The 24,323-nt window shown below is 63.7% G+C and carries 22 protein-coding genes and 2 pseudogenes; 12 read left to right on the top strand and 12 right to left on the bottom strand.

The window, feature by feature from the left end; translation table 11 throughout:
• Nucleotides 1-27: 27 nt before the first annotated feature.
• A complete protein-coding gene (locus ACFXS9_RS15135) occupies nucleotides 28-798 on the bottom strand; it encodes a gamma-glutamyl-gamma-aminobutyrate hydrolase family protein (RefSeq protein WP_392689989.1) in 771 nt (256 codons plus the stop codon).
• A gap of 123 nt (nucleotides 799-921) precedes the next feature.
• Nucleotides 922-1,617: a hypothetical protein gene (locus tag ACFXS9_RS15140; RefSeq protein ID WP_392689991.1), complete on the bottom strand. Its 696-nt coding sequence runs from the start codon at nucleotides 1,615-1,617 to the stop codon at nucleotides 922-924.
• A gap of 146 nt (nucleotides 1,618-1,763) precedes the next feature.
• Between ACFXS9_RS15140 and ACFXS9_RS15145 the strand changes: the two genes are divergently transcribed.
• A complete protein-coding gene (locus ACFXS9_RS15145) occupies nucleotides 1,764-2,900 on the top strand; it encodes an AI-2E family transporter (RefSeq protein WP_392689992.1) in 1,137 nt (378 codons plus the stop codon).
• A 6-nt stretch (nucleotides 2,901-2,906) separates the two neighbouring features.
• Here the strand turns inward: ACFXS9_RS15145 and ACFXS9_RS15150 are convergent, their stop codons facing one another.
• Complete coding sequence (locus ACFXS9_RS15150) at nucleotides 2,907-3,209, bottom strand: antibiotic biosynthesis monooxygenase family protein (RefSeq protein WP_392689994.1); 303 nt, start codon at nucleotides 3,207-3,209, stop codon at nucleotides 2,907-2,909.
• A 215-nt stretch (nucleotides 3,210-3,424) separates the two neighbouring features.
• Between ACFXS9_RS15150 and ACFXS9_RS15155 the strand changes: the two genes are divergently transcribed.
• Nucleotides 3,425-5,578 (top strand): carboxypeptidase regulatory-like domain-containing protein, encoded by a 2,154-nt coding sequence (locus ACFXS9_RS15155; RefSeq protein WP_392689996.1) that lies wholly within the window; start codon nucleotides 3,425-3,427, stop codon nucleotides 5,576-5,578.
• 10 nt (nucleotides 5,579-5,588) lie between these two features.
• Here the strand turns inward: ACFXS9_RS15155 and ACFXS9_RS15160 are convergent, their stop codons facing one another.
• The 5 genes from ACFXS9_RS15160 to ACFXS9_RS15180 form a co-directional block, all read right to left on the bottom strand.
• Nucleotides 5,589-5,825 carry a hypothetical protein gene (locus ACFXS9_RS15160; RefSeq protein WP_392689998.1) on the bottom strand — a complete coding sequence of 79 codons (237 nt, stop codon included), beginning with the start codon at nucleotides 5,823-5,825 and terminating at the stop codon, nucleotides 5,589-5,591.
• 117 nt (nucleotides 5,826-5,942) lie between these two features.
• Nucleotides 5,943-7,160 (bottom strand): GGDEF domain-containing protein, encoded by a 1,218-nt coding sequence (locus ACFXS9_RS15165; RefSeq protein WP_392690000.1) that lies wholly within the window; start codon nucleotides 7,158-7,160, stop codon nucleotides 5,943-5,945.
• Nucleotides 7,161-7,397: 237 nt separating this feature from the next.
• Complete coding sequence (gene rpsI, locus ACFXS9_RS15170; RefSeq protein WP_057844259.1) at nucleotides 7,398-7,874, bottom strand: 30S ribosomal protein S9; 477 nt, start codon at nucleotides 7,872-7,874, stop codon at nucleotides 7,398-7,400.
• 1 nt (nucleotide 7,875) lies between these two features.
• On the bottom strand, nucleotides 7,876-8,340 hold the full coding sequence (gene rplM / locus ACFXS9_RS15175; RefSeq protein ID WP_057839142.1) for a 50S ribosomal protein L13: 465 nt from the start codon (nucleotides 8,338-8,340) through the stop codon (nucleotides 7,876-7,878).
• A gap of 154 nt (nucleotides 8,341-8,494) precedes the next feature.
• Nucleotides 8,495-8,923, bottom strand: coding sequence for a PaaI family thioesterase (locus ACFXS9_RS15180; protein ID WP_057849436.1), 429 nt, complete (start codon nucleotides 8,921-8,923; stop codon nucleotides 8,495-8,497).
• Nucleotides 8,924-9,010: 87 nt separating this feature from the next.
• On the opposite strand from ACFXS9_RS15180, the gene ACFXS9_RS15185 reads away from it, so the two are divergent.
• The 8 genes and pseudogenes from ACFXS9_RS15185 to nadC all read left to right on the top strand — a co-directional run bounded on the left by ACFXS9_RS15185 (nucleotide 9,011) and on the right by nadC (nucleotide 17,084).
• The gene (locus ACFXS9_RS15185; protein ID WP_392690003.1) at nucleotides 9,011-9,835 is read left to right on the top strand and encodes an enoyl-CoA hydratase; all 825 of its coding nucleotides are present in this window, start codon (nucleotides 9,011-9,013) and stop codon (nucleotides 9,833-9,835) included.
• A gap of 152 nt (nucleotides 9,836-9,987) precedes the next feature.
• Nucleotides 9,988-10,572: a CoA-binding protein gene (locus ACFXS9_RS15190; RefSeq protein WP_392690005.1), complete on the top strand. Its 585-nt coding sequence runs from the start codon at nucleotides 9,988-9,990 to the stop codon at nucleotides 10,570-10,572.
• 153 nt (nucleotides 10,573-10,725) lie between these two features.
• On the top strand, nucleotides 10,726-12,006 hold the full coding sequence (locus ACFXS9_RS15195; RefSeq protein ID WP_392690007.1) for an O-acetylhomoserine aminocarboxypropyltransferase: 1,281 nt from the start codon (nucleotides 10,726-10,728) through the stop codon (nucleotides 12,004-12,006).
• Between the two features lie 208 nt (nucleotides 12,007-12,214).
• On the top strand, nucleotides 12,215-12,640 hold the full coding sequence (locus ACFXS9_RS15200) for a hypothetical protein (protein ID WP_392690009.1): 426 nt from the start codon (nucleotides 12,215-12,217) through the stop codon (nucleotides 12,638-12,640).
• 32 nt (nucleotides 12,641-12,672) lie between these two features.
• Complete coding sequence (locus ACFXS9_RS15205; protein ID WP_392690011.1) at nucleotides 12,673-13,629, top strand: hypothetical protein; 957 nt, start codon at nucleotides 12,673-12,675, stop codon at nucleotides 13,627-13,629.
• Nucleotides 13,630-13,683: 54 nt separating this feature from the next.
• Nucleotides 13,684-14,670, top strand: a complete 987-nt coding sequence (nadA, locus tag ACFXS9_RS15210) for a quinolinate synthase NadA (protein ID WP_392690013.1) — start codon at nucleotides 13,684-13,686, stop codon at nucleotides 14,668-14,670.
• Nucleotides 14,667-16,218: pseudogene (locus ACFXS9_RS15215) on the top strand (L-aspartate oxidase). The gene nadA and the pseudogene ACFXS9_RS15215 overlap by 4 nt, the downstream one beginning before the upstream one ends.
• Nucleotides 16,215-17,084: a carboxylating nicotinate-nucleotide diphosphorylase gene (gene nadC / locus ACFXS9_RS15220; protein ID WP_392690015.1), complete on the top strand. Its 870-nt coding sequence runs from the start codon at nucleotides 16,215-16,217 to the stop codon at nucleotides 17,082-17,084. The pseudogene ACFXS9_RS15215 and the gene nadC overlap by 4 nt, the downstream one beginning before the upstream one ends.
• 10 nt (nucleotides 17,085-17,094) lie before the next feature.
• On the opposite strand, the pseudogene ACFXS9_RS15225 reads toward nadC, so the two are convergent.
• A pseudogene (locus ACFXS9_RS15225) lies at nucleotides 17,095-17,907 on the bottom strand (FTR1 family protein); the annotation flags it as partial.
• Nucleotides 17,908-18,057: 150 nt separating this feature from the next.
• Nucleotides 18,058-19,149: a COX15/CtaA family protein gene (locus ACFXS9_RS15230; protein WP_392690017.1), complete on the bottom strand. Its 1,092-nt coding sequence runs from the start codon at nucleotides 19,147-19,149 to the stop codon at nucleotides 18,058-18,060.
• A gap of 118 nt (nucleotides 19,150-19,267) precedes the next feature.
• Between ACFXS9_RS15230 and ACFXS9_RS15235 the strand changes: the two genes are divergently transcribed.
• Nucleotides 19,268-19,480: a DUF2842 domain-containing protein gene (locus tag ACFXS9_RS15235; RefSeq protein WP_057844248.1), complete on the top strand. Its 213-nt coding sequence runs from the start codon at nucleotides 19,268-19,270 to the stop codon at nucleotides 19,478-19,480.
• A gap of 86 nt (nucleotides 19,481-19,566) precedes the next feature.
• Here the strand turns inward: ACFXS9_RS15235 and ACFXS9_RS15240 are convergent, their stop codons facing one another.
• A complete protein-coding gene (locus tag ACFXS9_RS15240) occupies nucleotides 19,567-20,619 on the bottom strand; it encodes a polysaccharide deacetylase family protein (RefSeq protein ID WP_392690019.1) in 1,053 nt (350 codons plus the stop codon).
• Between the two features lie 130 nt (nucleotides 20,620-20,749).
• Here ACFXS9_RS15240 and ACFXS9_RS15245 point away from each other — a divergent pair, with 130 nt between their 5' ends.
• Nucleotides 20,750-21,940 (top strand): GNAT family N-acetyltransferase, encoded by a 1,191-nt coding sequence (locus ACFXS9_RS15245; RefSeq protein ID WP_392690021.1) that lies wholly within the window; start codon nucleotides 20,750-20,752, stop codon nucleotides 21,938-21,940.
• Between the two features lie 106 nt (nucleotides 21,941-22,046).
• Here ACFXS9_RS15245 and ACFXS9_RS15250 read toward each other — a convergent pair whose 3' ends face one another.
• Nucleotides 22,047-24,317 (bottom strand): GumC family protein, encoded by a 2,271-nt coding sequence (locus tag ACFXS9_RS15250; RefSeq protein WP_392690023.1) that lies wholly within the window; start codon nucleotides 24,315-24,317, stop codon nucleotides 22,047-22,049.
• Nucleotides 24,318-24,323: the final 6 nt, after the last annotated feature.

Here is a 24,323-nt window from a genome sequence, read left to right on the forward strand (position 1 = left end):
GTCGCTCCGGGACGCGCGTCTGCCCGGTCAGCTCGCCCGCTCGTGCGCCTTGAGCGCCGCCCCGAACGCCTCGAACAGCTTGCGATTGATCGGGTTGCGCTGCGGGTCATACTCGGCATGCCACTGCACGCCGAGCGCAAAGCTCGGGGCGTCCGCGATCCGGATCGCTTCGATGGTGCCGTCCTCGGCAATGCCTTCGATGACGACGCGCCTCCCCGGTTCAAGGATGCCCTGCCCGTGCAGCGAATTCACCCGGATGGTTTCGCAGCCGAGCAGGCTTGCAAAGGTGCCGCCGGGCGTGAGGTGGACGTCGTGGCGGTCGGCGAACACGACCGTGGGATCGGGATGAATCTCGCCGTTCTCCAGGCGCGGCATGCGGTGGTTGATGCGACCGGGGATCTCGCGGATTTCCGGGTGCAGCGAGCCGCCGAAGGCGACGTTCATTTCCTGCAGGCCGCGACAGATGCCGAAGATCGGCACGCCGCGGGCAACGCAGGCCTCTGTCAGCGCCAGCGCGACGTCGTCGCGGTGGATGTCGTAGGGCTCGTGCCTCTCATGCGGCTCGGTCTTGAAGCGGGTCGGATGGACATTGGCCCGCGCGCCAGTCAGCACGATGCCATCGACGACGTCGAGCAGCGCGCCGATGTCGGTAATCTCGGGCGACCCGGCAAACATCAGCGGCAGTGCCCCCGCCACGTCGGTGACTGCGCGCAAATTGCGCTCTCCGACCATCTGGGTCTGAAAACGATTTTCGACGCGATAGGCGTTCCCGATCACACCGACCACGGGCCGTCTCATCGCCAATTTTCCGCTGTCATCGTCCTGTGCAAGGACCTTCTAGGTTGGGCCGCCATTGCAGGCGATAATGCCCGCGAGCCGGCGGCGGATCAATATCCGGCAGCGGCCTGCGGGCCTGCCCTGCTATTTTCGCGTGAACGCCTCGCGGGCGTCGATGCCGTCGGCCCCAGGCAAACCGGCCGTCCGGAGCGCCGCGGCAGCCGAATTGGCGGCATCACCCAGCCATGGCAGTTTCGCCTGAATTCCACGCGTGACCGGCTCGCCCAGCGCGCCGCCGAAATCGACCGGCCAATATCCGTTCGGCACCACCTCAGCCGATATCCCCTGAAGGCGATAGCCGCTGCCGAGCACCGCCTCGGCGTCGTCGGGTGCTACCCGCCGCGCGGTGCCGGGGGTGGCTGGATCGGTAAAGGTCACGAGCACCGGGATCAGCGCGTCTTTTACCGGCACGACGCCGGTCAACCGGCTCATCTCGTTAAACGAGACCCGCTTGCCGGCCGCCGCCGTATAGGCGCGCAGAGCCACGTAGTTCACGTCGTCGAGGACGAGGTTGTTGTCGACATGCGCAAGCAGCGCGACAAGGTTTTTGCCTTGCCCGAGTTCGACGAAAATGGCGTCGCCGACGGTCCGGGTCTGACCGCGGCGGGTGTAGCTGCGATCGGGATGAACGGCCACCACGCCGGATGCCGATCTGCGCCCCTGCGGCGTCTCGACGTCGACCGACAGACGATACTTGTGGGCGGGACGGTTGATTCTGATCTGGTCGCCGACCACCAGCGCCGCCAACAGCGCAATCGGGCCGAACCATTTGAAATTCATCTCATCCTCGCCGGCGCCATAGCGGATTCGTCTACCGCTTGGCATACCGGACGTGGCAGCGTCAAACCGGCGCGTGCGCTGCCGCTTGATCCCGGCGGCGTTTTTGGCGAAAGACTGCAGACGACATTCTGCGAGAAGGAATCAACGTGACAGGTCCGGCTGACAATCGCCTTCATGCCCGCAACGATCTGGCGTGGGCGATATCGGTCGGCGGCATCAGCGTGGTGCTGTTCGCCGCGCTGCTGGTGTTCACCTGGCACTTTGCCGCGACGCTGTTCCTGATATTTACCGGCATGCTGCTCGGTGTCGCGCTCAACGCCATGACCAACCTGCTTGGACGCGTGGTGCGGCTGCCGCATGCGCTGCGCCTGACGATGGTCTGTCTGGTGGTCGCGGGCATGCTGTCGGGCATCGTCTTCCTCGGCGGCACTACGATCGCCCAGCAGACGACGGCGTTGAGCAACACGCTCAAATCGCAGCTCGTCAACGTCAAAGGCTTCCTGGAGCGGAACGGCATCGACACCAGCTTTTTCGATTTCGGCACCCTGTCGTCGACGTCGGATGATGGCACGCCGGCGCCCGCCGCGACGCCGACGCCGCACACGCTTCCCAGCGCCGGCACGATTGCGGCCAGCGGCGGCGCCATCTTCAGCCAGAGCCTGAAACTGATCCTGGGCACCGCCAGCGCCGTCGGAAACTTCTTCATCGTGCTGTTTTTGGGCATTGCCTTCGCGACCCAACCGAGCGTCTACCGCAATGGCCTGCTGTTCATGGCGCCGGTGAAGCATCGCGTGCGCGCGGTTGCGATCGTCGACCGGATCGGCGAGACGCTGGAGCGCTGGCTGATCGCGCAGATCATCACCATGGTGGCGGTATTCCTGGTAACCTGGATCGGGCTGTCGATCATCGGCATCCAGAGCTCGTTCATCCTGGGCATCCAGGCAGGCCTGCTCGCCTTCATCCCGACCGTCGGTGCCATTCTCGGCGGGCTGATCGTAGTGCTGGCAAGTCTCGCGTCGGGATGGGTCGCGGGCCTCTCCGCCTTCATCCTGTTCCTCGGCGTGCACGCGCTGGAAAGCTACGTGCTGACGCCGATCATTCAGCGGCAGGCGCTGGATATTCCGCCTGCGACGCTGTTTGCGTTCCAGATCCTGCTCGGCGTCGTCTTCGGCATTTGGGGCTTGGCGCTTGCGCTGCCGCTGATGGCGATCGCCAAGGTGATGATCGATCATTTCAAGGCGGAAGCGGCGCCGCCGGCCGCCGCCATCACGACGGCGGCCTGAACGGTGTCAGTCCGCCGTGGTCAGCACCGTCTCGGTATGCTCGACCTCGGGCGGCGAAGCAAAGTACGGCCCGACCAGCGCGCGCCAGGCGGTGAAATCATCCGAGCCGCGAAAGTCCACGGTGTGGTTTTCCAGCGTCTCCCACTTCGCCACCAGCCGATATCGCTGCGGCTTCTCGATCGATTTGTGCAGTTCAAACCCCTTGCCGCCTTTGGCGCGCAGGAACAGCGGACGCGCCTTGGCGACGGCCGCTTCAAAATCCTTCTCGGTGCCCGGCTTGACGTCGATTTGTGCGATTTCGGTGATCATTGGGTTACGCCCTCTCGTGAGAATTGGCGTGTCTAACCCAGCCGCCTCAAAAGCAAAAGGCGGATGCATGGACGTTGTTGCGATGCACGGTAGTCGTTGATGCCGCAAGCGTGAGGAAACCGCGCGCGGGACATGCTCCCGCCGCAACCCTGGTCTGGTGTAGGCTTGCGCCGACAACGAGCGACAACAAGCTCACGGTCCCGAGGAGAAAAACAATGAATCTCGGTCGGATCCTGTTCTCCTTCACCCTGGCTGCGGCGGCAAGTGGATTGAGCTTGATGGCGGCGCCATCGCATGCGCAGCAGCCAGCGGCAGTCGCCATCGACAATGACGATATCGGCGGCGTGGTGCGCGGACCGAACGGGCCGGAGGCCGGCGTCTGGGTCATCGCGGAGACCACCGAACTGCCGACCAAATTCGCCAAGATCGTCGTCACCGACGACCAGGGCCGTTACGTGATCCCGGACCTGCCGCCGAACGTCAACTACGCGATCTGGGTTCGCGGCTATGGCCTTGTGGATTCACCCAGGCTGCGCGCCAAGCCCGGCCAACAGGTCAATCTCACGGCGGTCCCGGCGCCGAACGAGGCAGCCGCCGCTCATTATTACTCGGCGATCTACTGGTACACGATGATGAAGATTCCGCCTGCAAAAGATTTCGGCGGCTCCACCGAGATCCCGAAGGAGATCACCCAGGACATCTGGCGCCAGCGGATGAACAATGTCGACTGCATCGGCTGTCATCAGCTTGGCCAGGAATCCACGCGCACGATCCCGGGCGGGTTCGGCGAATTCAAATCGCACGAGGAAGCCTGGATGCGCCGCGTCGCCTCGGGACAGGCCGGGGAATTGATGGTGAACCGGCTCGCCGGTCAGCTCGGCGGCGTGCCGTTCAAGTATTTCGGCGAATGGACCGAGCGGGTCGCCAAGGGCGAACTGCCGAAAGCCAAACCGCCGCGGCCGGCCGGCATCGAGCGCAACGTCGTCATCTCGTCCTGGGAATGGGCGACCGAGAAGCACTTCGTCCACGATCTGATTTCGTCAGACCGCCGCTACCCGACGGTCAACGCCTACGGCCCGCTGTTCGGCGCGAATGAGTACTCGTCCGACGACATGCCGATTCTTGATCCGAAGACACACAAGGTGACGTTCTCGAAGATTCTGGTCGCTGATCCCAATGCGCCGGAGTCGTTCGGGCCGCCGCTCCATGGCACGGCCGTGCTCAATCCGGTCAGCCCCTCGGCCTATTGGGGTGAAGAGAAGATCTGGAGTCAGCGGGCCAACAATCACAACAGCATGTTCGACAAGAAGGGTCGCCTGTGGCTCGCGGCAGCGGTGCGCGGCATCGAAAATCCGGCTTACTGCCGCAAAGGATCTGACCATCCGTCGGCCAAGGCCTTCCCGCTCGAACGCTCGGGGCGGCAAGTTTCGGTGTTGGATCCCAAGACCCAGAAGTACAGCTTCATCGATACCTGCTTCGGCACCCATCATCCGCAATTCGGCTACGATGCCGACGATACGCTGTGGCTCTCGGGAAGCGGTCCCGTCGCCGGATGGGTGAACACCAAGCTATGGGACGAGACCGGCGATGCCGTCAAAGCGCAGGGCTGGGCGCCATTCGTGCTCGACACCAACGGCAACGGCAAGGTCGACGAATATACCGACCCAGGCAAGCCGGCAGAAGCCGGCAAGGATATGCGGATCGCGGGCTCTGGCCCCTACGCGGTGATGCCGCATCCGACCGACGGCTCGGTCTGGTACACCGTCAACGTGTTCGTCGGTCCACCCGGCTTCATGCGGTTCGATCCCAAGACCAAGCTCTCGGAATTTTACGCGATTCCGAAGGAAGGCATCGGCGTTCGCGGCGGCGACATCGACAAGAACGGCGTGCTCTGGGGCTCGGGCTCGAACGGCAGCCTGATCCGCTTCGATCGCAGCAAGTGCAAGGCGCCGCTGAACGGGCCGGGCGCGACCGGCAACCACTGCCCGGAAGGCTTCGCCTACGTCAAATATCCGGGCCCCGGCTTCGAAGGGTTCGAGAACTCCAGCGCCGAGGCGAGCTATTACACCTGGGTCGATCACCACAACACGGCCGGGCTCGGCGAGAACATCCCGATCTCCACCGCCAACCTCAACGACGGCTTCGTCGCCTTCAAGGACGGGCAGATGGTGATGCTGCGCATCCCCTATCCCCTCGGCTTTTTTGCCAAGGGCCTCGACGGACGCATTGACGACCCAAACGCAGGCTGGAAAGGCCGTGGTCTCTGGAGCTCCAGCGGTGACCGCACACCCTGGTTGATGGAGGGCGGCAAGGGCTCAAAGCCGCGGGCGGTGCATATTCAGGTACGGCCCGACCCATTGGCGAAGTGAGGAGTAGCGGCTAGCCGAATAGCAGCGCCGTGCCGGCGACCATCAGTGCAAAGCCGATGAACAGGATGGCAGGCCAGCGCATTCTGCGCTGAACGTAACGCCCCTGCGCACGGCGCTCGGTGATGAGCGCCATCTCGAATTCTTCCGAGGTCGAGAACATGCAGCCAAACCCGCCGCGGGCGGAGGCTGCGGCCGCTTCGAGCGACATCAGGGCAGCCTGTGAGTTCCGTCTGCGGGGTGAATCCATACGCAGATGATATGGATGGAATGGTAAACGGGAGGTTACCGCGGGACTACCCCATGGAGAGCGATCCAAACCTGTTGGATCAATCTCCCGAGATACCGCCTTGTTTGCGCAGGACGTTCAAGTCGTCGCCGGCACCTGGTGTTGCGCAGCCGCGCGCCCGGCGGTCTTGCGCCGCCAGTTCTCGAGCGACAGCGGCAGCTCCTCCGCCGCCTCGACCCGGTTACGGCCGCCGCGCTTGGCCTGATAGAGCGCGGTATCGGCTGCCGCCAGCAACACTTCGAGTTCCGTCCCCGCCGGCCCGCCGGCGACACCGATGCTGACGGTGGTGTCGACCGGCCCCTCCTCGCAGACGATGTTGGATGCCTCGAACGCCTCGCGCACGCGCTCGGCCACGATCACGCCCTCTTCCAGCGGACACGCCAACAATGCCGCGAACTCCTCGCCGCCGATGCGCCCCGACAGATCGCTGATGCGCAAATTGCTGACCACGACAGTGGAGAACAATTTGAGAATCTCGTCGCCCGCGGGATGGCCGAAGCGGTCGTTGATGCTCTTGAAATGGTCGATGTCGAAAATCATCACCGTCACCGGCCGCCCCGCGGCGGCCTCGCGTTCGATCACGCAGTTGCAGGCTTCCGAAAAGCCGCGGCGGTTCAGCATTCCGCTCAAGGGATCGACCGAGGCCGCGGTCTTGTGCACCGTCACGGCGCGGTCGGACACCAGCATGAAGATCACGAACACGGTGCCGATCGCATACAAGATCAGTTCGACCGAGAATGCCGTCACCCAGATGCTGCTGACAAATGTCTCGTCATGCGGGCGCAGCAGGCTGCCGAGCAGGATCGGCAACGCCAGCACGCAACCATGCATAACGGGTACGGCAATGGTCGGCCAGCGGCTTTGCATGGTCCGCCGTCGCTCACTCCACAATTCGGAAGCCGTCAGTCCCGCATAGATCGCGACGATCACCGCACCGACGATCAGCCGCATGGCGGGATTCAAGGACGGCACCGCCAGCACCACGCCGACCCAGACGACCGCGCCCAGCAAAAGCCCTGTTAGATTGGGCTTGCGGCCATGGAATACGCGCGCGGCATTCCAGACCATGCCGCAGGCCGCGAAGCCGACCGCATGCAGCGCGAGCAATAGCGGCTCGCCGAGTTTGGCGCCGCCAATGGTCCAGATCGCCACCGAGGCCGCACCCAGCAGATAGGCCGTTCCCCACCACTTCAAAGCCGGGATGTTTTCCTGCTTGCCGAACAGCACCAGCATGGCCCCGAGCATACCTGCGACCATCGTGGAAAATAAATATAGCGTGGAAGTATCGAACGACATGGGCTCACCCGAACGCGCGTGATGCTACTTGTTCGGCGCACACTGAAAATGCAATTTCGCGCCATCGCGTCAGGAGACACTAGGAGGGCCGTGTTCCAATTTCGTTTGTGCAGGTAAGCAAGTTTTCACGAAAATCCGTGGTAACCCATCACTAAATGGTAAGCAAAAAGGGCGCCGATCGGCGCCCTTTTGTCGTTCGGTGAATGCAGCAATCCGCTGCAAATTTTAGCGAAGCAATTAGCGCTTCGAGAACTGGAACGACTTGCGCGCTTTGGCCCGGCCGTACTTCTTGCGCTCCACGGTGCGGGAGTCGCGGGTCAGGAAGCCGCCCTTCTTCAGAACGCCGCGCAGATCGGGCTCGAAGTTGGTCAGCGCCTTCGAAATGCCGTGACGCACGGCACCCGCCTGGCCCGACAGACCACCGCCGGCGACCGTGCAGATGACGTCGTACTGGCCGGCACGCGCGGCCGCGACCAGCGGCTGCTGGATCAGCATGCGCAGCACCGGACGGGCGAAGTAAGTCTCGACTTCGCGGGTGTTGACCGTGATCTTGCCGGCGCCCGGCTTGATCCAGACGCGGGCGACCGCATCCTTGCGCTTGCCGGTGGCGTAGGCGCGGCCGTATTTGTCGACCTTCTTGACGTACTTCGGCGCTTCCGGAGCGGCCGTCTTCAACGACGCCAACTGGTCGAGCGACTGCATGGTATCCGACATCTTATGCGGCCCTCATGTTCTTGCGGTTCATCGAAGCGATATCAACCTTCTCGGGCTGCTGGGCTTCATGCGGATGTTCGGCGCCGGGGTAGACGCGCAGATTGCCCATCTGCACGCGTCCGAGCGGACCGCGCGGGATCATGCGCTCGATGGCCTTTTCGACCACGCGCTCGGGGAAACGGCCCTCGAGGATCGACTTCGCGGTGCGCTCCTTGATGCCGCCGATGAAGCCGGTGTGCTTGTAGTAGACCTTGTTGTCGCGCTTGCGACCGGTCAGCACCACATGCGCCGCGTTGATGATGATGACGTTGTCGCCGCAATCGACATGCGGGGTATAGGTGGGCAGATGTTTGCCGCGCAGGCGCATAGCGACGAGGGTGGCGAGACGGCCGACCACCAGACCTTTGGCGTCGATCAAGACCCACTTCTTCGTCACCTCGGCGGGCTTTGCCGAATAGGTTTTCATGTGAGGAAATCCGTGAAAATGGAAATCGGCGCCAGATGCGCCGAACTGGCGGGTTTCTAGAGAACGGCACGTTGTCAGTCAACGCCAATGTTCGCAAATTACATCAACAAAAACAGTCGCTTAAAAATATGGTGCGATATTACCTTTCAAAAGCCTATGTGTTTGGAATGGAATAGGTCGCCGTCACATGGGCGATCGGATCGGGCGACGAGCCTGACAGCAGGTTGACCTCGCCAACCGCCAGCCGCTTGCCGAGTTTCAGCAGGCGCGCGGCGGCCAGCACGTCCTGTCCTGGCAGGCCCTTGCGCAGGAAATTGATGTTGAGATTGGTCGTTACCGCCAATCCCACCGGGCCGATCGCCGAGAGCAGCACTACATACATTGCGAAATCGGCCATCGCCATCAGGGTCGGCCCCGACACGGTGCCGCCTGGACGCAGCATGCGCTCGTCGTAGCGCCGCCGCAGCAGGCAGGTCTCGCCGTCGGCGCTCTCGATCGTGATATCGCCGTCGCTGAAGGCTTGCGGAAATTCCTCGCGGAGGAACTTCTCCAGCTCAGCCACGCTCATTTTCGCTGCCGCCATGCGACCCCTGCCCCTCGATTAAGGCTGCCTGTTACATTACGTTGTCATCAAAGCCAAAATGAAAATCTTGGAGTGGAAACCTCAGAGATGCCCGCCCAAACCGCTCGCGCGCCCACGCCGCAACCTCCGATCCTGCTGCAGGAAAATGTCGGCAGCATCCGGGTGCTCACGCTCAACCGACCGGCGGCGCGCAACAGCCTGTCGGAGGGGCTGATCGCCGAGTTGCACGGCGCGCTGAAGGAAATCCACGACGACAACAGCGTCCGCGCCGTCGTCATCGCAGCCAACGGCCCGGCGTTCTCCGCGGGCCACGACATGAAGGAATTGACTGCACGCCGCAGCGATGCCGATCGCGGCCGCGCCTATTTCGGGCAGATCATGAACGCCTGCAGCGCGATGATGCAGGCTGTCGTGCACCTGCCGAAGCCGGTCGTCGCCGCCGTGCAGGGCATCGCGACCGCCGCTGGCTGCCAATTGGTGGCGAGCTGCGATCTCGCGGTCGCCTCCGAGGCGGCAGGCTTCGCGACCCCCGGCGTCGATATCGGCCTGTTCTGCTCGACCCCCATGGTGGCGCTGTCGCGCAACGTCCCGCGCAAGCAGGCGATGGAGATGCTGCTCACAGGTGAACCGATCTCGGCGACGACGGCGAAGAATATAGGCCTGATCAACCGCGTCGTTGCCGCCGGCACCGAGCGCGATGCGGCGATCGCGCTGGCGCAGAAAGTCGCCCTCAAATCCGCCTATACCGTCAAGCTCGGCAAGGAGGCGTTCTATCGCCAGGCCGAAATGAGCCTCGCCGAGGCCTATCGCTACACGGCCGAAGTGATGACCGAGAACATGATGGCGCGTGACGCCGAGGAAGGCATCGGCGCGTTCATCGAGAAGCGTGAGCCGAAGTGGCAGGATAAGTGACGACGCACAGCGTCGTCATTCCGGGGCGGTGCGCAGCATCGAACTACGGTGCGCAATTGCGCACCTGAGAATCTCGAGGTTCCCCGGTGCGCAATTGCGCACCTGAGGTCTGGTGCTAGCGCACCATCCCGGAACGACGAACTGGAAAACAAATGAACCACGACGCATACGACGACAATTACATCCGCAGCATCCTCAACTCCGTGAAATCGATCGCGATGGTCGGTGCCTCGCCGGTCAATGTGCGGCCGAGCTACTTCGTGTTCAAATACCTGGCGCAGCGTGGCTACGACATGATTCCGGTCAACCCCGGTCATGTCGGCAAAAACCTGCTCGGCAAGCCTTTTGTCGCCTCGCTGTCTGATATCGGTCGTGCCGTCGACATGATCGACATCTTCCGCAGCTCCAGCCACATCATGCCTGTCGTCGACGAGGCCCTGACATTGTCGCCGTTGCCAAAAGTGATCTGGATGCAGCTCGGCGCGCGCGACGACGCGGCTGCCGCAAAAGCCGAAGCCGCTGGCATCAAGGTGGTCATGAACCGCTGCCCGAAGATCGAGTATGGTCGGCTGTCGTCGGAGATTTCATGGATGGGCGTCAATTCGCGCACGCTGAGCTCGAAGCGCGCGCCGATCCCGACGCAGGGCATGCGGCTGTCGCTGAACCGGATGAGCGTCGGCGGCGGCGCAACGGCAGCATCGGATCGCGCCGCAAAGAACAAGAGCGAGCCGACGTGAAGCGATGAGAAACAATTATTCCGAAGACGCGGCCTGACGAAGCAGGCCCGTTTCCAAATCACCGCATGTGAACACCTCGCCTTGACGGCGGACGCGGCTGCGATCAGCATCACCCACGCATTTCAAGCAAGCCAGAGAACAGGACGAAGAAGAATGACCGACCGTCTCCCGGGATTTTCGACCCTTGCCGTGCATGCCGGCGCGCAGCCCGATCCCACCACCGGCGCGCGGGTGACGCCGATCTATCAAACCACGTCCTTCGTATTCAATGATGCCGACCATGCCGCCTCGCTGTTCGGGCTGCAGGCGTTCGGCAACATCTACACCCGCATCGGCAATCCCACGACTGCCGTGCTGGAAGAGCGCATTGCGGCGCTGGAAGGCGGCACCGCAGCGCTTGCTGTTGCCTCGGGACACGCGGCGCAAGTCGTCGTGCTGCAGCAATTGCTGATGCCGGGCGACGAATTCATCGCCGCGCGAAAACTCTATGGCGGCTCGATCAACCAGTTCACGCATGCGTTCAAGAGCTTTGGCTGGAACGTGGCGTGGGCCGACCCCGACGATATCGGCAGTTTCGAGCGCGCGGTGACGCCGCGCACCAAGGCGATCTTCATCGAGTCGATCGCCAACCCCGCCGGCAGCATCACCGACATCGAAGCGATCGCGGAAGTGGCCCGCAAGGCCGGCGTGCCGCTGATCGTCGACAACACGCTGGCAACGCCGTATTTGATCCGCCCGATCGATCACGGCGCCGACATCGTCGTGCACTCGCTGACGAAATTCTTGGGCGGCCATGGCAATTCGCTCGGCGGCATTATCGTCGATGCCGGTACCTTCGACTGGTCGAAGGACAACAAATATCCGATGCTCAACGAGCCGCGGCCGGAATATCACGGCATCAGGATCCAGGAGACGTTCGGCAATTTCGCCTTCGCGATCGCCTGCCGCGTGCTGGGCCTGCGAGATCTCGGCCCGGCGCTGTCGCCGTTCAACGCCTTCATGATCCTGACCGGCATCGAGACGCTGCCGCTGCGCATGCAGAGGCATTGCGAGAACGCCAAAGCGGTCGCGGAATTTCTGGCCGGCCATTCCGCGGTGGCGTCGGTGAACTATGCGGGCCTCGCCAGCGACAGGTACAACAAGCTCGCGCGCAAATACGCGCCGAAGGGCGCCGGTGCCGTATTCACCTTCAGCCTGCGGGGCGGCTACGACGCAGGCGTCAGCCTAGTGTCGAACCTGAAATTGTTCTCGCATCTGGCCAATGTCGGCGACACCCGCTCGCTGGTGATTCACCCGGCCTCGACCACACACAGCCAGCTCGACGACGACGCCAAGGTGAGAAGCGGCGCCGGGCCTGATGTCGTGCGCCTGTCGATCGGCATCGAAGACAAGGAAGATTTGATCGCGGATCTGGAGCAGGCGCTGAGCGCGTGATGGCCCTCCGTCGTCATTGCGAGGAGCGATAGCGACGAAGCAATCCATTCTATCCCCGAGTGAGAAGATGGATTGCTTCGCTGCGCTCGCAATGACGGGGCGGGCAGTCGCCGGTCGTCGACCCCAGCCCGCTATCACAAGTCTCTCATTAACGGTCATTCCGGCATAAAGTGACAGTGATCCGCCCCCGAGTGATTCGGAGCCAACCATGCTGCGCTGGACGATGTCATTGCTGATTGCGACGTTCGTGATCGGAACCGCTGTCGCCGCCGACGGCCCCGCCGCGACCAAGCGCGCCGCGGTTCGAGCCGCCAGCAATTTGCCGCTGGGCCTACCTCGGGCGCATTACAGTTACCGAACCACGGTCGCCCCCGCCGCACCACTGTACGTGCGGCGCGGCCGCCAACTGGTGGTCGTCGCGGAAGACGAGCCCGAAGTGCTGATCAAGCCGGTGGGAGTGATGCCCTACGTGCCGCTGGTCAGGGGCACGCCATTGCTGCCAGGGTCGTCGACGCTTCCAGGATATTACGGAACGAGCCATTCCTACAGCTATGACGGCCCTTATTATGGCGGCTCCTATACACCCTACTGGGCTCGCCTGCCCTATGCCTGCGGCGTGTACGGATATTGCTAACAGCGCATCAGCGACGGAGACGGACAACAGAGGTGGCAGGGGCATCGACAAAAAGCAGGGCAGCCGGTTCTGCCAACGCGGTCACGGCGGATCTGGTCGCCGTCCTCGTCGCCGTCACCGAGGGCGAGCCCAAGATCATGACCATCGCCAACGACGGCGCGCTGCCGAGCGGCCCGTTCGAATTCGCGCACCGTTCGCTGCAGACGGGATTGCGGGCTTGGGTCGAGGCACAGACCGGCCATCCGCTCGGCTATGTCGAGCAGCTCTACACGTTCGCCGATCGTGGGCGCGCCGGAGATGCCAAGTCACCGCATTCGATCTCGATCAGCTATCTGGGCCTGACTCGCGAAGACAAGGTCGGCCAGGGTTTTGAGGCGCACTGGTCCGGCTGGTACGAGTATTTTCCATGGGAGGATCGCCGGGCCGGTCTTCCAGCTTCGCTGGCCAAGACATTGGCGTCGCGGCTGCGGGCGTGGGCGAAATCCGCTGAGACCACCGGCCTGCAGCGCCAACGCTGGCAGCGCGCCGCCATCACGTTTGGCCTCGACGATCGCGAATGGAACGAGGAACTGGTGCTGCAGCGCTATGAGCTGCTCTATGAAGCCGGCTTGATCCCGGAAGCCGTGCGTGACGGCGCTGCCGCCACGACCGTCATCCCGGGTAAGCCAATGACCGGAGATCATCGCCGCATTCTTGCCACCGGGATCGCGCGCCTGCGCGCCAAGATCAAATACCGCCCCGTGGTGTTCGAACTGATGCCGGCGGAATTCACCCTGCTGCAACTGCAACGCAGCGTTGAGGCGCTTGCAGGCCGGCTGGTGCACAAACAGAATTTTCGGCGCCTGATCGAGCAGCAGCAACTCGTTGAGGAAACTGGCGCAATCGCCGCCGACACCGTCGGCCGCCCCGCCAAATTGTTCAGGTTCCGCCACGGCGTGCTGGCCGAACGGGCAATCGCCGGAACCAAACTTCCCTTATCGCGCACTTGACTTCGATTATGCTCAGGATAAGTATAAGCCAACATATACTCACGGAGAGTATAAATGGCCAACCTCAGCTCCTCAGTGCTCGCGCGCACCGCGCCGCTTTACGATCGGGTCAAACGGGTCATCCCGCCGCCTGAATGGGCCGTCTTTGCCGAGGACGTCGACGCGATCCTGGCGCTCAAGCGCGAGCGCAATGCCGTCGTCCTGGCGCATAACTATCAGACACCTGAAATCTTCCACGGTGTCGCCGACATCGTCGGCGACAGCCTGCTGCTGGCGCGCGAAGCCACCAAGGTCAACGCCGACATCATCGTGCTGGCCGGCGTGCACTTCATGGCCGAGACGGCCAAGCTGTTGAATCCGGAAAAGACCGTGCTGATCCCCGACCTCGCAGCCGGCTGTTCGCTGGCGGATTCCATCACCGCGGAGGATGTCCGGCTGATGCGTCAGCGCTATCCCGGCGTTCCCGTCGTCACCTATGTCAACACCTCGGTCGCTGTGAAGGCCGAATCCGACATCTGCTGCACCTCCGGCAACGCTCTCAAGGTCGTGGAGTCGCTGGGCGTGGAGCGGGTGATCATGCTGCCGGATGAGTATCTCGCCCAGAACATCGCCGCGCAGACGGATGTGAAGATCATCGCATGGAAAGGCCATTGCGAGGTGCACGAGTTGTTCACGGCGTCCGACGTCCGGCAACTGCGCGAAAATCACCCCGATGTGACCATCCTGGCGCATCCGGAGTGCCCGCCAGAAGTGGTGGCGGAAGCCGATTTCTCCGGCTCGACGGCCGCGATGTCGGAATACGTCGGCAAGCAGCGGCCGCCTCGCGTCGTGCTGCTGACGGAATGCTCTATGAGCGACAACGTCGCGGTGCTCCATCCTGAAGTGGAGTTCGTCCGGCCCTGCAATCTCTGTCCGCACATGAAGCGGATCACGCTGAAGAACATCCGCCATGCGCTGGAAACCGGCCGGCATGAGGTAACGATCGATCCTGCGATCGCTGCGCCCGCCCGTCGTGCGGTGGAAAGGATGCTGGCGCAATGAGCACGGAGATTTCAGCGCTTAACCACCGTCCCGTCATCATCGGCGGCGGCGCTGCCGGATTGATGACGGCGCTTCAATTGGCGCCCGAGCCGGTCGTGTTGCTGTCGAAGGCACCGCTCGGCGCGGAAGCCTCGAGCCTGTGGGCGCAAGGCGGATTGGCCGCAGCGATGGGCGACGATGACGACCCTGCCCTGCACCTAGCCGACACGATCGCCGCTGGCGCCGGCCTGTGCGACGAAGCCGTCGCTCACCGGATCGTTCAGGCGGCGCCTGCCGCTGTCGAGCATCTCGCACGGCTTGGCGTTGCCTTCGATCGTAGGCCCGATGGCGGCTGGCTGCTTGGCCTCGAAGCCGCCCACGGCCGCAACCGGATCGTGCACGCCACCGGCGACGGCACGGGCCGCGAGATCATGCGCGCGCTGATTGCAGCGGTACGCCGCTGTCCGTCGGTCACGCTGCTGGAGGGCGTCGAGGCGCGCAACCTGATCGTCGACGATAACGCCATCAGGGGCGTGCTCGCGGTGAACGCGCAGGGATCGCTGGTGATCGACACGACCCGGGTCGTGCTGGCGACGGGTGGCATTGGCGGCCTGTTTCTCGACAGTACCAACCCCGCCGGCTGTTACGGCCAAGGCCTTGCCTTGGCGGCACGCGCAGGGCGCGGCTCGCCGATCTCGAATTCATCCAGTTTCACCCGACCGCCTTCGACGGGCCGTCGCGCCCGATGCCGCTGGTGACCGAGGCCGTGCGCGGCGACGGCGCCGTCCTGATCGACGATACCGGGCAGCGCTTCATGGCGGATCAGCCAGGTGCCGAACTCGCGCCCCGCGACATCGTCGCGCGCGCGGTCTGGCGCCGCCGCGCGGAAGGGCATCGCGTTTTCCTCGACGCGCGCAAACATCCGGGAGCGGAATTTGCAAAGCGCTATCCCGTCATCTCCGCCTTCTGCAAAATGGCCGGGATCGATCCCGCGGCCGATCCGATTCCGGTGAGGCCGGCGGTGCACTACCACATGGGCGGAATCGCCGTTGATAGCGAAGGCCGCAGCAGCGTGGACGGCCTCTGGGCCTGCGGCGAGGTCAGCCGAACCGGGCTGCATGGCGCCAACCGGCTCGCCAGCAATTCGCTGATGGAAGCCATCGTCTGTGCGCAATGGGTTGCAGAGAGCGTCACCGGCGCGAGCCACGGCCCGCTGAAAGCGCGCGTGGCCAACGCACCTGCCCCCGCGTCGGATCCTCGGCCATACGGCCGATCCTGTCGCAAGGCCTCGGCGTACTCCGCGACCGGCACGGCATCGAGCGCGCGATCCGCAACCTCCATCCGCTCGCCAACGGCAGAAGTGCGGCAGCCGATCCCGCCCTGGTGGGATTGATGATCGCGGTCGCCGCCTGGCGGCGCGAGGAAAGCCGCGGCGGGCATTTTCGCACCGACTTCCCCGATGTCCTGCCTTCGGCCGTATCTTCATCCACCTCGCTTGCGGACGCCCTCGACGCCATCAGCGACATTGCTGAAACCGGATCTCTGTTTGCCGGGAGTGCCCAGCCGTGACACTAACTCCGCTTCTGCCTGTCGTGTACGAGCCGCTGGTTCGAACCGCCCTGCTCGAAGACTTAGGCCGCGCCGGCGACATCACGGCAGATGCGATCGTTCCGGCGGACAAGCGCGCCTCGCTGGTGCTGCGCGCGCGCCAGCCCGGCGTGGTGGCCGGGCTCGACATCGCTCGCTGTGCATTTCAGCTCGTCAATCCGGCCATCCAACTCGAAGCGGAGCGTCCCGACGGCAGCGTGGTGGCGCCGGGAGACGTGATCGCCGCGATCGAGGGGCCGGCACGCGGACTATTGACCGGCGAACGGACGGCGCTGAATTTTCTCTGCCACCTCAGCGGCGTCGCGACCGCAACGGCCTCACTGGTATCGGCCGCACAAGGCACCAAGGCGCGCATCGTCTGTACCCGCAAGACGACGCCCGGGCTGCGCGCACTGGAGAAATACGCGGTTCGCGCCGGCGGCGGCAGCAATCACCGTTTTGGCCTCGACGACGCCATTCTGATCAAAGACAACCATATCGCACTGGCCGGCGATATCAGGACCGCGATCGGGCGAGCAAAGGCGCATGCCGGTCACCTCGTCAAGGTCGAGGTCGAGGTAGACACTCTGTCGCAACTCGAACAGGCCCTTGCGATCGGCGTGGATGCCGTCCTGCTCGACAACATGACGGTCGAGGACCTGCGGCAGGCGGTGACGATGACCGGCGGTCGGGCGATCACCGAAGCCTCCGGCCGCATTACGGCCGAGACGGCAAAAGCGATCGCCGCGACCGGTGTCGACCTGATTTCGGCTGGCTGGCTGACCCACAGCTCCGCCGCGCTCGACATCGGCCTCGACTATCTCGGACTCAATCGGCAGGCGGCGTAGCTTTGGCGGATCACTCGGCCGCGCGCATTGCCTTGTCCTCGCGCATCAGACGGTTGTTGCGCTGGACCACCGAATAGCTCGCCAGCGCAAACAGGATCACCAGGCCCTGGATCGACAGCGCTTCCATGGAAGGATTCAGGCCGATCGCAGTCAGAAACGCCGAGCCCTTCACCTCCGTGACCGTGATGATCGCCTGTTCCTGGAACTCCTGCACCGCTTCGCCGATGAACTTGATCGCCATCACGAACAGGAACGCCGAGGTGACGATGAACAGCGGCCGCAGCGGAAGCTTTCGCGCAATCAGGTTGATGAAATAGAACAACACGGCGAGGCCCACCGTCGCCACCGCAAGGCCGGCGAACAGGCCCGCGCTCCAGCCGCCCTCGGTCTTCGCCAGCGCATGGATGAACAGCACGGTCTCGGCGCCCTCCCGGAACACCGCGAAGAAAGCCAGTGCGCCGACCGCCCACACCGTGTCCTGCGACAGCGCGCGGTCGACCTTATGCGAGAGATAATCCTGCCAGCCGCGCGGGTCCTGCTTCACCATCAGCCAGCCGCTGACATAGAGCATCAGGGCGGCGGCGACGAGAATGATGACGCCCTCGAGGATATCGCTGTGGTCGCCGGAGTTCAGTACCGCAAACAGCCAGGCGGCGACGAAGCTGGCGCCGACCGCGGCGAGCGCGCCGCCGTACAGTGCCTGAACGCGGTGGGCGGCACCGGCCTTGGTCAGGTAGCCCGCGAGTGCCGCGATAACCAGCATGGCTTCGAGCCCCTCGCGGAGCAGGATGACAGCGGCCTGGATGAAAGCTGACGACATGAAACTGAACCTTTGTTTTGGCTCGTTTTATCGTCCAAACGATTCAAGTAAAGCGGTCGCACGCCACCCAAATGCATCAAGGCCTTTGCATAGCAAGAAACCCCTGCAAATCGGGCACTTCCGACAATGACAGCAGATTAGAATTGCTCAATTTCAGCCGGGCTGCCCGAGCGGCATCGCCAGCTTCTGCCGGTCGCGCTCGGTGCGCCGCGCAACCAGACGCTCTGTCTGCAAAACCGCCAGCGTCAGGACCACGATCGCAACGGCCTGATGCGCCAGCGCGAGATCGATCGGCACCTGATGCAGCAGCGTCAGAATGCCGAGCCCGGCCTGCAGCGTGATCGCCGCCACCAGAGACCAGGCGCCGCCGACCACGGCAACACCGGCCCGTGACCTCACGCTATCGACCGCATGAAGGACCGCCAGCGCCAGCAGTGCGTAGGCGGTCATGCGGTGTTCGAACTGCACAGTGAGCGTGTTGTCGAACAGGTTGCGCCACCACGGCTCCTCGAAGAACAGCCGCGCCGCTGATGGAATGAATGCGCCGTCAATCTCGGGCCAGGTGTTGTACACCCGGCCTGCGCGCAGGCCCGCGACCAGCGCGCCGAAATAGAGCTGTAAGAAGGTCAATCCCAGCAAGGCCACGGCGGTTATCTTCAGTCGTGGCGACGCCGCAGGTTGCGGACGCGCACGCATCCGCCGCAGTGTCCAGATGATCGACGCAAAAATGATCAGAGCGAGCACCAGATGCGTCGCCAGCCGATATTGAGATACCTCGGTCCGCTGGGACAGGCCGGAGGCGACCATCCACCAGCCGACCGCCCCCTGCAGCGCTCCGAGGCCGAAGATCAGCCACAACCGCTTTTTCAATTCAGCGCTGAACGCGCCACGCCACAGAAAGTACAGGAACGGCAGCAGGTAGACCGCGCCAATCACGCGCCCGAGCAGGCGATGGCTCCATTCCCACCAGAAGATGGTCTTGAACTCGGCAAGGCTCATGCCGGCGTTGAGTTCGCGGTATTGCGGGATGGCCTTGTAGCCCTCGAACGCCTGCGCCCATTGCGCCTCGTTGAGCGGCGGCAGCGTGCCGGTAACCGGCTTCCACTCCACGATCGACAATCCGGATTCCGTCAGGCGCGTGGCGCCGCCGACCAGCACCATGACCGCAATCAGCACGGCAACCACGATCAGCCACCACCGGACGGCGCCGGCATGTGGGGCCTGCTGTGTGGAACTAGCGGTCATAAAACCCGTCTTGAAATCCGCCTTGGCTCGCCTCGAAGGCGCGCTTGATTGAATTGGCGCGCCCCTTATAGTCCGCCCCTTCCCGCGCGCAACCCGCCACGAGCCCGATATATCCGTCATGACGATACGCACCCGCAAATTCTTCGGAACCCTCGCTTTGCTGGTGCTGGTCGTGGTGTGGTCGCTGTTGGGCATGACCATCGCCCAGACGCCGTGGCTGGCCAGTTCAGGCCTGCTGCAGGCGATCTTCTATGTCGTGGCAGGGCTTGGATGGGTGCTGCCGGCGATGCCGATCGTGAGCTGGATGTCGCGGCCCGATCGCGCCGCTTAGAGGATTCTTGTTTTGACGCGTTTTCTTCACGCGAACCGGTATCCACCCCGGATCAAGTCCGGGGCAGGCTTTCGCTTGAAAGCGCTCTAAACCCAATTGTCCCGGGTCGGCCTGATCGCGGGAAACATCATCCCTGACAGCAACACCCGCATCGTGCGCAGCGAACCCTGCCGTCCGTCCCAGGCGATCCGCGGCAATTCATGCAGATTCGTGTATCCTTTGGCCTCGACGACGCCTGGAATCGTCGATACCGCGCTGGCGAAACCTGCCTCCTGCGCCATCACGACATGCTCCCTGCGCCAGGATTGCCGGTCGCCGTACGGATAGGCGAAATGGCTGACGGGCTGGCGCAAGGCGGTCTCCGCAACCGCCTTCCCCATCGTCATTTCGCGCTGCGCGTCCGTCCCTTTCAGGTTGGACAGTGCGGAATAGTTCACCGTTGCGCTGCCGATCGTCACCAGCGGATCGGCGGCGAGCTTGGCCAGATCGTCCCAATCCATCGAGGCAGCGCGCGACAGCGCCGCGAGATCGACGGAGTAGCGCGTGCAGAGGTCGTGGATCGCGAACGAAAGATCCGGCGGCGGCTGCGTCCGCATCCAGTTCGCCAGAAATTCGAACGTGTCATGCTTCTCGGACGTGCTGCCCGTTGCGAAATGCCGCTCCTTGCGGTCGATCACCAGGCTGATGCGATCCTCGCGCGCGATCATCTCTTCCAGCGCGAGCCACCAGGCCTCGCCGAGCCCATCCGGAAACGCGGTGGGCAGGTAGACGGTGAAGGGCACGCCGTGCTTCGATAACACCGGATAGGCCTGCGTGATGACATCCTTACAGCCGCCGTCGAACGTCAGGCAGGCAAACCGGTTGGCCCTTGGCAGCGTGACCGCCCGCCGGCACACCTCATCCATCGTGATCAGGTCGAAGTTCCAGCGCTTCAGCGCACGGATCGTCCGGTCGAGAAATTCCGGCGTGATTTCACGCCACCGGTTGGGCTGAAACGGCCGGGGATCGCGCGGACGCACGCGCTCGAACCGCAAAATGACGCCGGCGCCACCACTCTGCCGCTGCTTCAGCCTGAAGTAGCCGCTGAAATAGGCGAGCTCCATCCAGGCCCGCCGCAAAATTCCGAAATCCGACGCCAACGTACCGCCCTCAGCATGCGGTCGCGCTGCCCCCGCCGCGCCCGCATCGTATTACCCTTTGTTGACATTTCCCTGCGAAGGTCGGCCAAAGCCGAAATTGTAAACAAATTCATATAACACGGGCTCTGCGATGACCATGGCTGCCGCGATCGAAGACCGGACGGCGGATGCAGATGGGTGGTCGAAGGCGAGCCGCATCGCCGGCATCGACATCGTTCACGACCTCGCCGCGGCCGAAGGCGTCTGGCGCAACATGGAAGGTGCGCAGACCTTCTTCACGCCGTATCAGCGGTTCGACTTCCTCAGTTCCTGGCAGCGGCAGGTCGGCGCGCGCGAAGGCCTCGTTCCCTTCATCGTGATTGCCTACGACGCGGAACGCCGTCCGCTGGCGCTGCTTCCGCTCGCGCTCAGGCACGCTTATGGCGCGCGCTGCGCCAGTTTCATGGGCGGCAAGCATTCCACCTTCAACATGGCGCTGTTCGATCGCGATTTCGCCGCAAGCGCAACGCAAGCCGATCTCGACGGCCTGATATCGGCGATATCGCAGCGGTCCGAAGCCGACGTCCTCGCGCTGCACCAGCAACCGGTTCGCTGGCGCGATCTACCCAACCCGTTCGCCTTGCTGCCGCATCAACCGTCGGCCAATGATTGCCCGCTATTGGCGATCGAGCCGGGCGCTGCGCCCGCCGCGCTGATCAGCAACTCGTTCCGGCGCCGCCTCAAGGGCAAGGAACGCAAGCTGCAGTCCCTGCCCGGTTATCGTAGTCATATTGCGTCATCAGCGGCCGAGATCACCCGGCTGCTCGACTGGTTCTTCCGCGTCAAGCCGCTGCGGATGGCCGAGCAGAAGCTGCCGAATGTGTTCGCCGATCCCGGCATCGAGGAATTCGTCCGCAGCGCCTGCACCGCGCCGCTCGCCGGCGGCAGGCATGCCATCGATATCCACACGCTGGAATGCGACGAGGAAGTGATCGCGATTTTTGCCGGCGTCGCCGACGGGCATCGGTTCTCGATGATGTTCAACACCTACACGATGTCGGCGAATTCAAAGTACAGCCCGGGCCTGATCCTGATGCGCGACATCATCGACCACTATGCCGCACAGGGTTACCGCGCGCTCGACCTCGGAATCGGATCGGACGACTACAAGCGGCTGTTCTGCAAGAGTGACGAGCTGATCTTCGATAGCTTCATCCCGCTCAGCCAGCGCGGCAAGCTTGCCGCCAGCGTCATGTCGGGCCTCAACCGCACCAAGCGGCTGGTGAAGCACAATCCGGCGCTGCTGGAGATGGCGCAAAAACTGCGCAGCGCGTTTGGCTAGATTATCGGCGTAGGGTGGGCCAAGGCGCATTTGCGCCGTGCCCACCATTTCACGGCGTCCTCTTGAATGGTGGGCACGCTTCGCTTTGCCTACCCTACGAATTCGTTCAAGCCGCCACCACGCGCGGAGCGGCTTCGACGGCGTCCGACGACTCACACGATTTGCTCAGCATCGTCACCTCAAGGAAGCCGACCGCCTTGAGCTGATCGCACATCAGCGCGCGCGCATCCTGCGCCATCGACGCTTCGGGCACCACGACCGCACGCGCCTGCGACGTCAGCAATTCGGCCGGCAGATCCGAGGCGGTGCCGGCATCCAGCAGCACATGATCGTAGACCCGCAGCAACGCGTCGATTGCAAGCGTCAGGCGCGGTGATTGAAGCTGCGCACGGTCGAAGCCGGGGCGTCCGGCGCTGACGAGATGAACGCGCGATAGCCGATCCTTGGTGATGATCTGCGCAAACGAGGCTTCGCCCTGCATCAGTTCGGCAAGCCCCGGTGCTACCGGGTCGACCGACGCCGCCGTCATCGTCGGCGAGGACGCCACGAGATCGACCACCACGACCTTTGCCTGCTGCGCCATCAGCCGCGCCAGCGTGAGTGCGGTCAGCGTGATGCTCTCGCTCGATGCGGTGCCGAGCACGGCCACCTTGCGCGCCGCAGCGGCTACGCTAACCAGCTCATCAGCCAGTTGCTCGATCTCGCTGTCCCCTGCAACAGTATCCATGTGAGGGGCGTCGGCCTGCGGCTCAGTAAAGGTTGGCTCTGAAACGTGATCCCCGTCAGCGAGGTTTACCACAGGAAGCTCGGGCGCGATCGCCGGCGCACGCACCGGTTCCAGTGCAGAACCCAGGACGATTTCGGGTGCGATTTCACGCATAACTTCCGGCGAAGCCGCACCGAGTGCCCGAGGCGCGGTCATGCGTAGCAATTCGCCGGTCGCGATCGCGCCGGAAGTGAGCAGCAGGGTCGCCAGCGTCGCGATCAAGACGATCGGCAGCTTCTTCGGATAGGCCGGGGTGTTGGAGACAGTAGCGCGGGAGATGATGCGACCATCGGCCGGCGCTGCCTCGATATTCTCGCGGGTGTTCGCCTCGCGATACTTGGCGAGATAGGATTCCAAGAGGTCCCGCTGCGCCTTGGCCTCGCGCTCGAGCGCGCGGAGCTGCACATCCTGGCCGTTGGTCGAAGAAGCCTGCTTTTTCAACTGATCGAGGCTCGCCGTCAGGCCTTCGACCCGGCCGCCGGCGATGCGGGCATCGTTCTCCAGCGAGCGGGACACCTTGCCCGCCTCCTCACGCAACTGCCGATCGAGATCGGCAAGCTGGGCCTTCAATTCCTTGATGCGGGGATGACCACCGAGCAGCGTCGAGGATTGCTCGGCGAGCTGCGCGCGCAGCGTCACACGCTGCTCGGAAAGCCGGCGTACCAGTTCGGAGTTGAGCACCTCGGAAGCCTCGATCGGCTTGCCGCTCTGAAGCATCTCCTTGATCAGCCGCGCCTTGGATTCGGCGTCCGACTTCAGCGCGCGGGCGTTGTTCAACTGCGTGTTGATCTCGCCCATCTGCTGGTTGGACAGCGTGGTGTTGTTGGTGCCCACGAACAGGCTCGACTTGGAGCGGAAATCCTCGACCCGCGATTCGGCCTCGGCCACGCGCTTGCGCAAGTGGTCTATCTCACCCGAGAGCCACTGGCTGGCAGACTTCGCTTGCTGTTGCCGCGCGTCCTGCTGCAGCACCAGATAGCCTTCCGCGATCGAGTTGGCGACGCGCGCGGCCAGCTCGGGATCGCGCGACTGGAATTCAATGACAATGACCCGCGACTTGTCGACCGCATAGGCCGTGAAGCGCTCATAATAGGCTTCCAGCACGCGCTCTTCCGGCGTCAACGAAAACGGATCGCGCCCGATGCCGACCAGCGCCAGCAGCGACTTCAGCGGCGACAACCCCTGCAGCACCGGATCGAATTCGGGACGCTCGGCAAGCTTGTTCTTTTTGATGATCTCGCGGGCCAGATCGCGCGATTGCACCAACTGCACCTGGCTAGTGACGGCCTCGGCGTCGAGCGCACTGCGCTCCTCGTTGCGCTCGCCGTTCGGCCGCAGGAAAACGTTCTCGCGCCCGTCGACCAGGATGCGCGCTTCCGACTTGTAGCGCGGCGTGATCATGTTGACCGCGGCCAGCGACAGCACCAGCGCCAGCACTGTCGGAACGATGATCCAACTCCGCCTGCGCATCAACGCCTGACCAAGCGCACGCAGATCGAGATCGCCGGAATCGGATGCGGCGACGGGCTTCGGCGCCGAAGCCACCGGCCGTGCCATCGCCCGCTGCACCACCGGCTTGTCCCTGCCTGCACGCCAGAACGCCAAACGCATCGCACA

This window comes from Bradyrhizobium sp. RDI18 (assembly GCF_043203335.1).
Taxonomy (GTDB): Bacteria; Pseudomonadota; Alphaproteobacteria; order Rhizobiales; family Xanthobacteraceae; genus Bradyrhizobium; species Bradyrhizobium retamae.

Excerpts from the sequence above, each read along its gene's own strand:
- ACFXS9_RS15155 (WP_392689996.1), top strand. The coding sequence starts at position 3,425 with ATGAATCTCGGTCGGATCCTGTTCTCCTTCACCCTGGCTGCGGCGGCA.
- ACFXS9_RS15250 (WP_392690023.1), bottom strand. The coding sequence starts at position 24,317 with ATGCGTTTGGCGTTCTGGCGTGCAGGCAGGGACAAGCCGGTGGTGCAG.
- ACFXS9_RS15165 (WP_392690000.1), bottom strand. The coding sequence starts at position 7,160 with ATGTCGTTCGATACTTCCACGCTATATTTATTTTCCACGATGGTCGCA.
- ACFXS9_RS15235 (WP_057844248.1), top strand. The coding sequence starts at position 19,268 with ATGACGATACGCACCCGCAAATTCTTCGGAACCCTCGCTTTGCTGGTG.
- rpsI (WP_057844259.1), bottom strand. The coding sequence starts at position 7,874 with ATGTCGGATACCATGCAGTCGCTCGACCAGTTGGCGTCGTTGAAGACG.
- ACFXS9_RS15190 (WP_392690005.1), top strand. The coding sequence starts at position 9,988 with ATGAACCACGACGCATACGACGACAATTACATCCGCAGCATCCTCAAC.
- ACFXS9_RS15195 (WP_392690007.1), top strand. The coding sequence starts at position 10,726 with ATGACCGACCGTCTCCCGGGATTTTCGACCCTTGCCGTGCATGCCGGC.
- nadA (WP_392690013.1), top strand. The coding sequence starts at position 13,684 with ATGGCCAACCTCAGCTCCTCAGTGCTCGCGCGCACCGCGCCGCTTTAC.
- ACFXS9_RS15135 (WP_392689989.1), bottom strand. The coding sequence starts at position 798 with ATGAGACGGCCCGTGGTCGGTGTGATCGGGAACGCCTATCGCGTCGAA.
- ACFXS9_RS15180 (WP_057849436.1), bottom strand. The coding sequence starts at position 8,923 with ATGGCGGCAGCGAAAATGAGCGTGGCTGAGCTGGAGAAGTTCCTCCGC.
- ACFXS9_RS15230 (WP_392690017.1), bottom strand. The coding sequence starts at position 19,149 with ATGACCGCTAGTTCCACACAGCAGGCCCCACATGCCGGCGCCGTCCGG.
- ACFXS9_RS15150 (WP_392689994.1), bottom strand. The coding sequence starts at position 3,209 with ATGATCACCGAAATCGCACAAATCGACGTCAAGCCGGGCACCGAGAAG.
- ACFXS9_RS15185 (WP_392690003.1), top strand. The coding sequence starts at position 9,011 with ATGCCCGCCCAAACCGCTCGCGCGCCCACGCCGCAACCTCCGATCCTG.
- ACFXS9_RS15140 (WP_392689991.1), bottom strand. The coding sequence starts at position 1,617 with ATGAATTTCAAATGGTTCGGCCCGATTGCGCTGTTGGCGGCGCTGGTG.
- ACFXS9_RS15160 (WP_392689998.1), bottom strand. The coding sequence starts at position 5,825 with ATGGATTCACCCCGCAGACGGAACTCACAGGCTGCCCTGATGTCGCTC.
- rplM (WP_057839142.1), bottom strand. The coding sequence starts at position 8,340 with ATGAAAACCTATTCGGCAAAGCCCGCCGAGGTGACGAAGAAGTGGGTC.
- ACFXS9_RS15200 (WP_392690009.1), top strand. The coding sequence starts at position 12,215 with ATGCTGCGCTGGACGATGTCATTGCTGATTGCGACGTTCGTGATCGGA.
- ACFXS9_RS15245 (WP_392690021.1), top strand. The coding sequence starts at position 20,750 with ATGACCATGGCTGCCGCGATCGAAGACCGGACGGCGGATGCAGATGGG.